Source organism: Pseudomonas sp. RIT-To-2, from assembly GCF_029623465.1.
Taxonomy (GTDB): domain Bacteria; phylum Pseudomonadota; class Gammaproteobacteria; order Pseudomonadales; family Pseudomonadaceae; genus Aquipseudomonas; species Aquipseudomonas silvicola.
Genome location: NZ_JAPYKM010000011.1, coordinates 140,804 through 153,841 on the forward strand (window position 1 = coordinate 140,804; position 13,038 = coordinate 153,841).

Genomic DNA, 13,038 nt, shown 5'->3' on the forward strand with positions numbered 1-13,038 from the left:
GTAGCCGCCTTGCCAGCCAGCGCTCAAACCACCGCAATGCTTGCTGGCAAGCCAGCTCCCCTAAAAACGGACACCACATCGCATTGTTCAACGACACATCATTATTTGGCAGAGAAATTGCTGTACCCCCGGTGTCGACGCCTGACGCCCGTTTATTGACGGCCGCCCATGCGCGCAGGACCTTCCGTGGAGCGCCCAGCACAATCATGTCCAAAGTCATTCCCGTTACCAGCCCACTGCTGCCTCCGCTGGAGGAGTTCCTGCCGTACCTGGAAGAAATCTGGGCCACACGCCGGTTGACCAACGCCGGCCCTTTCCACCAGCAACTGGAAAAGGCCTTGGCCGACTACCTGGGGGTGGAACATTTGTGCCTCTTCGCCAACGGCACCCTGGCGCTGGTCACGGCATTGCAGGCGCTGCGTATCACCGGCGAGGTCATCACCACGCCCTATTCGTTCGTGGCCACCGCCCACTCGCTGCTATGGAACGACCTCAAGCCGGTGTTCGTCGACATCGACCCGGTGTCCTGCAACCTCGACCCGGCCAGCATCGAGAAAGCCATCACGCCGTCCACCAGCGCCATCCTGCCGGTGCATTGCTATGGCACGCCCTGTGATGTGGACGCCATCCAGACCCTCGCCGACAACTACGGCCTGAAGGTCATCTACGACGCGGCCCACTGCTTTGGCGTGCGCCAGGAAGGCACCAGCGTGCTGCGCCACGGCGACCTGTCGATTCTCAGTTTCCACGCCACCAAAGTATTCAACACCTTCGAAGGCGGCGCTATCGTGTGCCCCGATGCCAAGACCAAAAAGCGCATCGACTACCTGAAGAACTTCGGTTTCGCCGACGAGGTGACCGTAGTCGCCCCCGGTATCAACGGCAAGATGAGCGAGATCAACGCTGCCTTCGGCATGCTGCAGTTGCGCCACATCGACGACGCCCTGGCCCGCCGCAAGCTGATCGACCAGGACTACCGCCAGCAACTCGAAGGCGTGCCGGGTATTCGCCTGATGCACCGCGCCCCAGGCCTGACCGCCAACTATTCGTACTTCCCGATTTTCATCGACAGCAGCTACCCGCTGTCCCGCGACCAGGTCTATGACCTGATGCGCGACCACGAGATTCTGGCGCGTCGCTATTTCTACCCCTTGATCAGCGAGTTCCCCATGTACCGCGGCCTGGCCTCGGCGGCGAACGAATTGCTGCCGGTCGCCGAAAAAACCTCACGTCAAGTGCTGTGCCTGCCGATATATCCTGATCTGGCCCAGGAAGTGGTGAGCACCATTTGCCGCTTGCTGCGCCATCACGCACAGCCAACGGGAGTGCAGCGATGAACGTTCGTCAGGTTCTGGTGTTCCCGGCCGGTACCGAAATCGGCCTGGAAATTTTCCACGCTTTGCAGTACTGCAAGGAAATCCAGTTGCACGGCGCCGGCCAGCCCATCAGCAACCCGGCGCAACTGGTTTACCCGGACTACCACCCGCTGCCCAGCATCCACGAGGCGGACTGGCTGCCCAGGCTGGTGACATTGTGCAAGCAGTTGAAGATCGACTACATCTTCCCGGCCTACGATGACGCCATCATTGCCCTGCACGAAGTGGCCGAGCAACTGCCGGCGGTGATCGTCGGCGCCAGCGCCGAGGTGTGCAGCCTGACCCGGCTCAAGTCCAGCACCTACGCACGCCTGCGCGATACCGTGGCGGTACCCCGCGTGTTCCGGCACGCCGATGAGGTCACCGGCTTCCCGGTGTTCGTCAAGCCCGACCGCGGGCAAGGCAGCCAGGGCGTGGCCCGCTGCGATGACGCTGGTGCCCTGCATCGGGCGTGCGCGGCGCTGCCCGACCCACTGATCTGCCAGTACCTGCCGGGCGAAGAATTCACTGTCGACTGTTTCTCCGACCGCGAACGCGGCCTTCTGTACGCCTCCGCTCGCCGCCGCCTGCGCATTCGCAATGGCATCGCGGTGAACAGCGTCACCGAGGAACTGCCACAGGCCCAGGCCATGGCCGCGCGCATCAGTGACGAACTGAACATGCGCGGCGCCTGGTTTTTCCAGGTCAAGCGCGCCGCCGACGGCGCCCTGACCCTGCTGGAAGTGGCCCCGCGGATTGCCGGCAGCATGTCCACCAACCGTGTGCGTGGCGTGAATTTCCCGCTGCTGAGCCTGTACGAACAGGAACGCGCGCCGCTGGGTATTCTCGCTTACGAGGGCTGTGTGGAAGTGGACCGCGCCCTGGGCAACCGCTACCGCCACGACGTGCAATACGCCACGCTGTACGTGGACCTGGACGACACCCTGATTTTCCGCGACCAGGTCAACACCCAGGTGGTGAGCCTGGTGTACCGGGCGCTGAACCTCAAGCGCAAGGTCAAGCTGATCACCCGCCACCGTCATGACCTGGACGCCACGCTGGCGCGCCACCGCCTGGCCGGCCTGTTCGACGAAATCATCCACATCACCGACGGCACGCCGAAGTCGGCGTTCATTCGCGAAAGCGACGCCATCCTGGTGGACGACAGCTACGCCGAGCGCCTGGAAGTATCCCGCAGCCGCGGTATCCACACGTTCGACTGCAGCATGATCGACATGCTGCTCAGCAGCCCAGACCAGTGAGGACGGCGCCATGACCACGGTGATCACCTACGGCACCTTCGACCTGTTCCATGTCGGCCACGTGCACTTGCTGCGCCGCCTCAAAGGCTTGGGCGACCGCCTGGTGGTGGGCTGCTCCACCGACGAGTTCAACCATCAGAAAGGCAAGAAATCCATCGCCCCTTATGCCCAGCGGGTGGAGATTCTCAAGTCGGTGCGCTACGTCGACCACGTGATCCCGGAAACCCACTGGGACCAGAAGCGCAGCGACATCCTGCGCGAGGGCGCGCAGATCTTCGCCATCGGCGATGACTGGGCGGGCAAGTTCGACGACCTCAGCGACATCTGCCAGGTGGTGTACCTGCCCCGCACCCGGGACATCTCCTCGACCGAAATCCGCCGCCTGGCGCAGGCCCTGCACGCAGACCAGATGCTGGAGCTGCAACGGGCCGTGGACCAGCTGCAACGGGTCGTGGACCAACTGCAATCCCGATAACCCCACAGGCAATACCCGGCAATGGAGCGTTGAATGCGTAAACTGGTTGCGGACCTGGTGGTACTTCCGCTGTGGCGCCTGATCGACCGCTGTGCAAGCAAGAACCCGCAGCGCTGGGGCTTCTGTGTGCACCACTTGAAATCCGATCAGTTCGTGGAGAATGCCCGGGCGGTATTCGAGGCCGTGAAGGCCGACCCCAGCCTGGAAAAGATCGTCTTTACCCGCGGCGTGCCGGTGACCTTCACCCTGGAAGGCGCGGTGAATACCCGTGTGCTCGACCTGCAGAGCCTGCCCGGGCTGTTCGCCCTGTGGCGCTGCAAGGTACTGCTGGTAACCCATTCGGTGTCCATGGACCTTTCCATGCGCTGGCCGGTGCGGCGCTTCAGCGTGGTTCGCCCGGCGCTCAAGCCGCGCACCATCATCAACCTGTGGCACGGCATCCCGCTGAAAAAACTGCTGGCGCTGGCCAATGACGAAGTGCGCAAGCACACCGACCGCGTGGCCTTTCGCCGGCTGGAACGCTCCCATTACGCCGGGTTGATCACTTCGTCAGCCATCGACAGCCACGCCATGGCGACCATGTTCCACCCCATTACCTACGACCGAGTGTGGGTCACGGGTCTGCCGCGCAGCGATTTCCTGGTGATGCCGCGCCCGCAACTGCCCGACTACCTGCGCGAAGGGCTGGCACGGATCGAACGCATCAAGGGCGACAAGACCCTGATCGTCTACGCGCCCACGTACCGCCAGGTGACCGTCGCCGGCGCCGGTTATTACCAGTTCAGCGAGGCCGACGCCCAGGCCCTGCGCGCCCTGCTGGTGCGCCACAACGCTGTGCTCGGCATTCGCCTGCATTACTTCAGGAACGCCGATGAAGTGTTCAACATCGAGCAACTGATCGACGGCCATAGCATCGTCGAACTGGACCACCAGCAATTCCCCGACATCGCCTGCGTGCTGCGCGGCGCCGACCTGGTGGTGACCGACTACTCCAGCGTGTACATCGACGCGCTGTACCTGAACAAGCCCGTGTTCAGCTTCGCCTATGACCTGGAGCACTATCAGCAACAACAGGATGGCGTGCTCTATGACCTGGACCTGGTGTTCCCAGGCCCGGTGGTGGGCACCCCGCAGGCGCTCGTCGAGGCCCTGGACCAGGAGTTGAACAGCCCGCGCCAGGTCGATAGCGACCGCTACCGCATGGCCCGCAAGGTATTTTTCGCCCACACCGACGCGGGCAATTGCCAGCGCGTGGTGGACCGCATCAAACAACTGGCTTGACCCCAGACAATTTTCTTACACGGTGGATAACTCATGGCCGGTCGGCTGCATCGCAAACCCGGGTTCCCGTACTACATCACTGCCCCCAACTATCGTGAGACCTCGGCCGGCATCCAGGTGCTGCACTACCTGTGCCACGCCCTGAACCTGCAGGGCCATGACGCCTGGGTCACAGGGTGCAGCGTGGTCAACCCCGACCTGAAGACGCCGATCCTCACCGAAGGCATCCGCCAGGAACACCAGCGCCAGGGCCGCACGGCCATTGGCGTATACGCCGAGGTGTACCCGGGCAATATGCTCAACACGCCAGTGTGCGTGCGCTACATGCTCAACCGCGAAGGCGCGCTGACCCAGGACGGCGTGAATGCCGGGCCGGATGATCTGTTTTTCTATTTCCGCCCCGAGTTCGGGCCTGTGGATCAGCCGATCAATGTGCTGACCCTGCCCTCCACCGACATGAGCCTGTTCGCCCCCGACGATAGCCGTGTGCGCACCAGCAACTACCTGTTCCTGCACCGGCTGCCAGCGGAGGCAGTGAACCATGCCGAACTGCCGGACGACATTCAGCTGCTGTCCATGGACAACCCGCTGACCCTGCAGCAGCTGGCCCACGCCTTCAAGGGCGCCAAGGCGCTGTACACCTATGAAGCCGGTTCCACCTGCACCAAGGCGCTGCTGAGCGGCTGCCCGGTAGTGGCCCTGCGCGCGCCCGGCCACGAAGCACTGGCCGCCACGCAGAAAACCGCTGATGACCTGGGCGGCGGTTTCGCCTGGGACGACAGCGAGGCCAGCCTGGAACAGGCACGTGCTGAACTGCCGGCCATGCGCGCCTATCAGTTGGGTATCGAAGACCAGTTCTGGGAGCAGTTGGGAGAATTTGTCAGCCTGACCCAGGCCCGCGCCAGCGCCGAGAACAGCCGGGACAGCGGCTCGATCACCGAGTGGCTCGCCAGCCGCGCGCCCGCCAGGAGCCACAGCGCCCTGATTGATCAGTACGTGCAGGACCACCGTGAGGACGGCCGCCTGGGTATTGTCGTGATCGACCGCGAAGGCCACCTGGGCCCGGTGATCGAGACCCTGCAGAGCCTGGACAGCGACACCGCTCACTATGACAACCTGGGCGTGCTGGTACTGACCCCGCTGAGCCTGGACCCGGAGCATTCAAACGCCGATCTGCGCTTTGTCACCTATGTGCCGGGGCAGCTGGAACAGACCCTCAACGCTCAGCTCATCGACTTCGATTGCGCCTGGTTCATGCGCGTGGAAGCCGGCGTGCGCTTCCTTCCGGCAGGTCTGCAGACCATGGCCCTGGAACTGCTGGCCGCGCCCGGCTGCCGCGCCATCTACGGGGACGAGTTCTACCGCGTGGGTACCAGCGACATGAACAGCGCCTACCGCCCCGGCTTCAACCTGGACTTCCTGCTCAGCGCACCCGCCCACATGAGCCGCCACTGGTTGTGGAACAAGGCCTGCGTGCAGCGCATGGGCGGGTTCGACCCTGCCAGCGGCAGCGCCAGCGAATTGGCGATGATCCTGCGCATGGTGGAAACCGAAGGCCTGACGGGCTTGGGCCATGTCAACGAACCGTTGCTGGTGGCCGACAGCCCTTCCAGTGCCGCAGACCCACAGGTGGAAGCCGAGTTGCACCGCCACCTGCAAGCACGCGGCTACGACCAGGCGCGGGTAGCGGCCTTGGCCGAGGGGCACTACCGTATCCTCTACAACCTGCCGCACCGACCGCGCAGCACCGTGATGATCCTGGCCAACCAGCCACTGGCGTTGCTGCAACGCTGCCTGGCCAGCGTGCTGGAGGTAACCGCCAACCCGGACTTCGACGTGGTCATGATCGAGGTCGCCGACACCCCGGCTGCCACGCGCAGTTGGCTGGCCAGCCTGGGGCGCGAAGTGGGCGCCCGGGTATCGGTGGCTGCCCACGCGCACCTGGATAGCGACGTGGCGGCGCTCAATGCCACGGCGGCGGGCTTGAGCAACGATTACCTGGTGGTGCTGGCGGGCAACGCACTGATCGAACAACCACAGTGGCTGGACAACCTGATCAACCACGCCGTGCGTGGCGAAGTCGCGGTAGTGGGGCCCAAACTGGTGGACAGTCATGGCCGCTGCCGCAGTGCCGGCCTGGTACTGGGCCTGAACGACATCGCCGGCCCCGCCTTCGTCAACGAACCCACGGGCGCGCGCGGCTACATGGACCGCCTGCTGGTGGACCAGAACTACAGCGCGGTCAGCGCCGACTGCCTGATGGTGCGCCGCGAGGTGTTCAGCCAATTGGGCGGCCTGGACGCCCAGGGCCTGGACCTCAGCGGCGCCAGCCTGGACCTGTGCCTGCGTGCCACCCAAGCCGGCTGCCTGGTGGTGTGGACCCCCTTCGCCCAGGTCACCCTGCTCGACACCGTACAGGCCCTGCCCTCAGCGGCGGGTGAAGCGGCCGTGCTGCAACAGCGTCGCACCCTGCAACAGCGCTGGTTGCCATTGCTGGCCGACGACCCTGCCTACAACCAGAATCTGCGCCTGGACCGCGGCGGCTACCGCCCCGACTACCGGTTCAGCCGCGAATGGCGCCGTATCGGCCCCGCGCTTCTCCCGCGCGTGCTGTGCCAGACCGTGGGCAACGGCGATGACAGCCAGGTCACGGCCCAGGTGTTCAAAGCCTTGCTGGAGCACCAGCGCCTGGAAGGTGTGGTCTGCCAGGCGCTGCTCAGCGCCATCGAACTGCAACGTTTCGCGCCTGATAGCATCGTGTATTCGCTGTCGCTGACCGAGGAAATTGCGCCAGAGCGCGTGGAAGAGCACCGCCTGGTTCCCGCCTTGCGCGTGGTCGACCTCAGCCACAGCATCGCCCAGGCCCTGGACCAAGGCCTGGACCTCAATGGCTACCTGGCAGCGGTGACGCCCCAGCTGAAAGCGATCGCACCGCTGGTAGACCGTGTGGTGGTACCGGATGCCGAAGCGGCGTCGGCATTGCAGGGTGTGCATGGGGATGTACGGCAATGGCATACGCCGGACTTGCAGAACATCGCGCGGCATTGGTTGGTGAAGTAAAACGCCGGGGGCCCTGCAGGATCGGGCGAAGCTCGGGAAAGCCTCACCGCGTACTTCCAGATAATCCGCGCCGCACGCTTCCCGAGCTGCGCCCGGTCCCACAAGGAGGATGCGGTGAATCGGCCACGGACCCTGTAGGACCGGGCGAAGCTCGGGAAGGCCTCACCGCGTACTTCCAGATAATCCGCGCCGCACGCTTCCCGAGCTGCGCCCGGTCCCACAAGGAGGATGCGGTGAATCGGCCACGGACCCTGTGGGACCGGGCGAAGCTCGGGAAGGCCTCACCGCGCACTTCCAGATAATCCGCGCCGCACGCTTCCCGGTGCTGGAAAGGCGGGCGTGCGCGTCGGGTTCTACCGCGGCATCCAGGCCTTCAGCCAGCGTTCCAGCGCATTACCCTGGAACATGAAGTCGCGCTGCACCGCCGCTTTCAATTCATCACCCATCCGCGCGCTGGCATCCAGGTCCGAGAGGTGCATGCGGATGGCTTCCAGCCACTCATGGCTGCTGTTGCTCAATACGCGGGTGACCGGGAAGTCGCCCCGGTAGCTGCGGGTGTCGGTGCACACCACCGGATAGCCGCAGGCACCGTACTCGAGCAGGCGCAGGTTGCTCTTGCAGTCGTTGAAGATGTGCTGTTCCAACGGCGCCAGCGCAAGGTCAAGGTTCAGGCTGGCCATTTTCTGCGGGTAGAGCTCCAGCGGCACGGCCGCGTGATACTCGTGCACGTAGGGGCGCAATTCGTCCGGGCACATGCCAAGGAATACCCATTCCACCTCGTTGGCCAAGGCCTTGACCACGTCCTTGATCAGCAACAGGTCGCCGGTGTGGCTGGTGCCGCCACCCCAGCCAATGCGCGGCTTCTTGCCGACACGGCGCTGGCTGGTCAGGTGGCGCCAGCGCTCCGGCGGCAGCATGTTCGGCACCACGACGATGTCGTTGTGCATGCCTGACATGGCATCGGCCAGTGAGTCGGTTGACACCACCAGACGATCGCACAGCCCCACCCCACGCGCCAGGGTCTGGCGGATGTCGCGGGACAGGTAGCGGCGGTGCTCGTTCTGCGCCGGCACGTCGAGCAGGTAGTCATCCAGCTCGAAGATACGGAAGGCCTTGGAAAACTCCTTGACCTGGGCAATGCCCTCCACCGGCCCGGCGCTGTAGCGGCCCTGGAAGACGATGGTGTCGGGGGCGATGCGCTCGATCTCGAGAATCGACGGCGTGCCGAAGTTGATCTGATGCGACGCCAGGCCCGCGCGTTCCAGCTCCACCAGCGGCTGGATCAAGCGGTAATGGCCCACCGCACCCTTGTTGATCGGCAAGCCCAGCACGAACGGCAGCGCATGGCGGGCGAACGGTTGCCAGCCGTGGCGCAGGCCCACGTTCATGGTGAAGCTGGCGCCCATCAGGCTGAGGTTCTTGTTGTAGGCAGGGTCACGCGCCAGCTTCGGCAGCCAGCGGTTGAACGCCGCACGCTGGGTCTGGCGCCAGTCCTGCAGGGCTTCGCGGTCGGGGGTGTGTTCATGGCGGCGGACCATCAATGCCGCATAGGGGGTCCACACTACCAGGTAGCCCTGCTGGGCCGCACGCAGGCACAGGTCGACGTCGGCAAAACCATTGGCCAGCTCACCCTCCTCCAGGCCGTTGAGTTGCTCGTACAGGGCCTTTTCGATCAGCAGGCATTGCTGGCTGACGGCGCTGTAGTTCTGCACCACCTGCAAGCGGTGCAGATAACCCGCGGCGCCGGCAGGCTCGCCGACGAACACCGAACCGACTGCACCGCGCAGCCCCAGCACCAGGCCGGCGTGTTCAACACTGCCGTCCGGGCCCTGAAGGCGGGCGCCGACCACGCCGACTTCATGGCGGCGGGCGTGGCCCAGCATTTCCTCCAGCCAGCCCCCATCCAGCACCACGCAATCCTGGCTCAGGGTCAGCAAGTATTCGCCACGGGACTGTGCCGCGCCCAGGTTGAGCAGCGCCGACAAGTTGCTGGCGGCTGGCGCGTCGATGACCCGCAGCTTGGCGCCACCGATCTCGGCCATGGCACGCAGCCAGTCACGAGTGTCGGCCGGGTCATCCTCGGCGCTGACGATCAAGACTTCGAACTGGCTGTAAGCGGTGCGCTCCAGCAGGCTCTCCAGGCAGGCTTGCAGGCCGCCCAGGCGACCCTGGCTGGCGATGACGACCGAGACCAGCGGCTGCCCTGCGTGCCTGTAGTTGATACGGTTGATGAGACGGATCACCCCAGGGGCGATATCGAAACCCAGGCCCAGACGCTGCAGGTGGCGCGCCACCATGGCAGCGTTGCCGTCGCGCACGCTGGCTTCCCCCAGCCAGGCCGGGAAGTGCTGGCGCGCGTGCAACAGCACTTCACCGATGTGCTCGATGGCGTGGGGGCCACGGGTTTCCACCAGCCGGAAAATCAGGTCATGGGGGCTCAGTTCAATCAGGCCGGCAGCGAAGCCACCGTGCTCGATGAAGGCTTCGCGACTGAAAGCCAGGCCACGGCCCACATAGGGGTAGCTGCGCAGCAGGTCGAGGTTGAAGTCCGGGCGGAACACCGGGGCTCGGTGGCCGTCGGCCTCCAGGGCGTCTTCATCCCAGTAGCAGGCCTGCATGGCATCGCGCTCGGCGATACGCTCGGCCAACAGCAGCAAGGCGTGCTGGCTCAGTTCATCGCCGGCGCGCAGCAGGCAGAACCAGTCATAGCCATCCAGCTCTCGCAGCATGCTGTTGAGCTGCAACGGCCAGTCTTTGTCCAGGGGCATGCTCAGCACGTTCCCGACGATGGTTGGCTCGCTGGCGGTGGCCGACAGCACCAGAATTGCTTCGGCGGACCAGCTCTGCGCTGCCAGGCTGTCGAGGGTAGCCTGCAGGCTGCCATCGGCGCGGTGGTCGATGATCACCGGGATGATCTTCGCCTGCCGTGGCCACGCCTCGACCCGCGCCGGCAGTTGCTGCAACTGCACCGGCGAGAAGTCGCGGCATTGCAGCCATTGCTCGTACACCGCGTCGTAATCGTCGCAGTTGACGCCCACATGGTCGAACATGGTGTCGGCCTGTACGCCGAACATGCGCCCCAGGCCCACTTCTTCCCATTCCCCGGTTTCAGTGGCCAGGCTGCGGTGGCGCACGCCGCCGATCTTCTCGGCACGCTCGCCCTCGCGGCCAGTGAGGAACTGCACCATGGCCTGGTACTCCACCTGGCGCGCGGCTTCCAGATCAGGAATGCCGGCCAGGCGCAATGGCTTGAGGCGCTCCACCGCCAGGTATTTGTCGACCACGCCCAGGTCGCCCTGGCACAACAGGCAGTTGTAGAGCATCAGGTCCAGGAAGGCCTCGAACGGCGCTTCGCTGAGCGTCAGTGCTGGCATCAGCCGGGCCACATCAGCACGGCGCAGCAGGGTGCTGCTCAGGCCACCGATGAAATTCACCGGCCACACCTCGAACATGCTCAGCAGGTCGGAGCCCTTCAAGCGCGTGTCCCCGGCGATGAACCCCGAGTTCTCCATGCGGTTGGGCATGATGCGGTTGCTGGGGTCGGACAGGTAGCGCTGGCTGGCCGCGATGCTGATGTCCGGATGGCGCACCAGCACCTCCACCAGCAGTGGCGTGTGCTCGGGCATCAGCCAGTCTTCGTCGAACAACACCTTGATGAACTCGCCCTGGGCGAGGCGCACGCACTCGTTGAGGGTGGCATTGAGCCCCAGCGGTTCGGGCTGGGCCACGTAGCGCAGGGTGACACCTGGCGCCAGCCGCGCGCGCGCGGCTTCCACGGCCTGGCGGATCGCGTCGCCCTGGCTGTCGTCGCACACCACCACGTCGAGGCGGGGGTAATTCTGCCCCACGGCACTGTTCAAGGCTCGGGCGAAGTTTTGCGGGTCGAGGGCGGGAATGACGATGCTGACAACAGGGGTGGTGTTCATGCCTCAGGACTCAACAGGCGGCTGCGGTGAAACAGCCAGGGTACGGAAAAAAATGCGGCGCCAGGCGCGTCCCCGTGAAGGGCCGCGAATGGCGCCGCGAAAAAATGGCTCAAGGCTCAGATCTTGTTGAACAGGCTCAACTGGGAGATCTTCGCGAAGGCAGCCTGGGACGCCTCCAGCATGGTCTGCTGCAGGGTCAGATTGATGGACGCGGTGGCCATGTCAGTGTCACCAATGCTCGATTGCGTGGTTTTGTTGGCCAGGCTGATCGAGGTGTTCTCGGTGGTCTGCACGGTGATGGCGTTGCCGATGGCACCGATCTGACCACGTGCGGTGCCCACCTGGGTGCTGGCGGAGTCCAGGTTGGCGATGGCCGATGTCACCGAGGCCTGCAGCGCTAGCAGCTTGGTGTTGTCACCGTCCACCGGGGTGTTCAACGCAGTGGCCAGCTTGGACAAGGTGTTGAGCACGTTCTGGGTCTTGTGTGCATCGACCGAGACCTGGAAGGTGTCGCCCGCCGCTGGCGTGCCACTGACGCCAAAGGTAGCGCCGGCCGCGGTAATGGTGGTGTCACCGCTGGCCATGGTGCCGGTGGCGATGGCTTTGCTGTCGGTGGTGTAGGGTTGGGCGTACACCGCGTAATCGGTACCGCTGGTGAACTTCACCACCGCACCGGCGCTGGGGAAGGTGGTGTTGTAGGTGTTCTGGTTGCTGATGGTGCCGCTGGTCAACTGTGCAGTCGAGGTGTTGCCGGCACTGCGCGACGGGCTCAGGGTGTCCGGCGTGCTTTGCAGGGTGATGCTGTGGCCAGCGGTGGTGCCGGTGTTGGCGGTGTCCACCTTCAGGGTGAAGTCCACACCACGCAGGCTCAGGGTGGTGCCACCCTCGGTGCTGGGGTTGAAGGTGCCGTTGCCGGACACTTCCGACGTGATGTCGTTACCCGAAGCATCGGTGATGCTGTAGGTGGTGTCGCTGGTGAAGTTGACTGTGTACGGCTCACCGGTGGTGAACGACTTGTTGTAGGTGGACTCGGAGTCCATCTGGCCCGGGGAGATCGACACCTTGTTGTCGTTGACCGCTGGCGACGTCACGGTGGAAGTGGTACGGCTGGTGTTGGTGGCCTGGTCGAAAGCGCTGTAGCCGGTGACGCCGGTGGCCAGGCTCAGGGTGTCGGACACCTGCACGCTCAGGGCGTTCTGGTCGCCCTGGTAGGTATAGGTACCATCAGTGTTCTTCACGTACGGCGGCGTGGTGCTCTTGGACCCGGAGAACATGTAGTAGCCGGAGGCGTCCTTGGTGTTGAGCAGGCCCAGCACCGTGTCCTGCAACTGGCCGATCTCGGCACCGATGGACTGGCGGTCGGCATCGGTGAGCGAGCCGTCACCGGCATTCACCGCCAGCTCCTGGGCCCGTACCAGGGAGTTGTTGATGGCGTTCAACACGCTTTCCTGATTGTTCAGCGAGTTGGTGGCGGTGGTCATGTTGCTGCTGTACTGCGTCAGCAGCGAGCTCTGCTGTTGCAGTTGCAGCAGCTTGGCGGCACCCACCGGGTCATCGCCAGCCGTCTGGATGCGCACACCGGAGCTGATCTGCTCCTGGGTCTTGGCGGTGGCCGCGAACGCCGAGGAATAGTTCGACGCGCTGGTCTCGAAGTATTGAGAGGTGGAAATACGCATGGT

7 protein-coding genes are annotated in these 13,038 nt (G+C 64.6%); 5 read left to right on the forward strand and 2 right to left on the reverse strand.

What is annotated here, in order from left to right; translation table 11 throughout:
• Positions 1-206: 206 nt before the first annotated feature.
• The 5 genes from vioA to QBK88_RS12735 are packed head-to-tail and all read left to right on the forward strand — an operon-like array spanning position 207 to position 7,433.
• A complete protein-coding gene (vioA, locus tag QBK88_RS12715) occupies positions 207-1,337 on the forward strand; it encodes a dTDP-4-amino-4,6-dideoxy-D-glucose aminotransferase VioA (RefSeq protein WP_277962292.1) in 1,131 nt (376 codons plus the stop codon).
• A complete protein-coding gene (locus QBK88_RS12720; protein WP_268144561.1) occupies positions 1,334-2,617 on the forward strand; it encodes an ATP-grasp domain-containing protein in 1,284 nt (427 codons plus the stop codon). The genes vioA and QBK88_RS12720 overlap by 4 nt, the downstream gene beginning before the upstream one ends.
• 10 nt (positions 2,618-2,627) lie before the next feature.
• Positions 2,628-3,092, forward strand: coding sequence for an adenylyltransferase/cytidyltransferase family protein (locus tag QBK88_RS12725; protein ID WP_277962293.1), 465 nt, complete (start codon positions 2,628-2,630; stop codon positions 3,090-3,092).
• 33 nt (positions 3,093-3,125) lie between these two features.
• Complete coding sequence (locus QBK88_RS12730; protein ID WP_277962294.1) at positions 3,126-4,373, forward strand: CDP-glycerol glycerophosphotransferase family protein; 1,248 nt, start codon at positions 3,126-3,128, stop codon at positions 4,371-4,373.
• Between the two features lie 33 nt (positions 4,374-4,406).
• Positions 4,407-7,433, forward strand: coding sequence for a glycosyltransferase (locus QBK88_RS12735; protein WP_277962295.1), 3,027 nt, complete (start codon positions 4,407-4,409; stop codon positions 7,431-7,433).
• Between the two features lie 353 nt (positions 7,434-7,786).
• On the opposite strand, the gene QBK88_RS12740 is transcribed toward QBK88_RS12735, so the two are convergent.
• On the reverse strand, positions 7,787-11,359 hold the full coding sequence (locus QBK88_RS12740; RefSeq protein ID WP_277962296.1) for a glycosyltransferase: 3,573 nt from the start codon (positions 11,357-11,359) through the stop codon (positions 7,787-7,789).
• Positions 11,360-11,475: 116 nt separating this feature from the next.
• Entirely contained in the window at positions 11,476-13,035 is a 1,560-nt protein-coding gene (locus tag QBK88_RS12745; RefSeq protein WP_277962297.1) for a flagellar hook-associated protein 3, read from the reverse strand.
• Positions 13,036-13,038: the final 3 nt, after the last annotated feature.

Excerpts from the sequence above, each read along its gene's own strand:
- QBK88_RS12730 (WP_277962294.1), top strand. The coding sequence starts at position 3,126 with ATGCGTAAACTGGTTGCGGACCTGGTGGTACTTCCGCTGTGGCGCCTG.
- QBK88_RS12740 (WP_277962296.1), bottom strand. The coding sequence starts at position 11,359 with ATGAACACCACCCCTGTTGTCAGCATCGTCATTCCCGCCCTCGACCCG.
- vioA (WP_277962292.1), top strand. The coding sequence starts at position 207 with ATGTCCAAAGTCATTCCCGTTACCAGCCCACTGCTGCCTCCGCTGGAG.
- QBK88_RS12725 (WP_277962293.1), top strand. The coding sequence starts at position 2,628 with ATGACCACGGTGATCACCTACGGCACCTTCGACCTGTTCCATGTCGGC.
- QBK88_RS12745 (WP_277962297.1), bottom strand. The coding sequence starts at position 13,035 with ATGCGTATTTCCACCTCTCAATACTTCGAGACCAGCGCGTCGAACTAT.
- QBK88_RS12720 (WP_268144561.1), top strand. The coding sequence starts at position 1,334 with ATGAACGTTCGTCAGGTTCTGGTGTTCCCGGCCGGTACCGAAATCGGC.
- QBK88_RS12735 (WP_277962295.1), top strand. The coding sequence starts at position 4,407 with ATGGCCGGTCGGCTGCATCGCAAACCCGGGTTCCCGTACTACATCACT.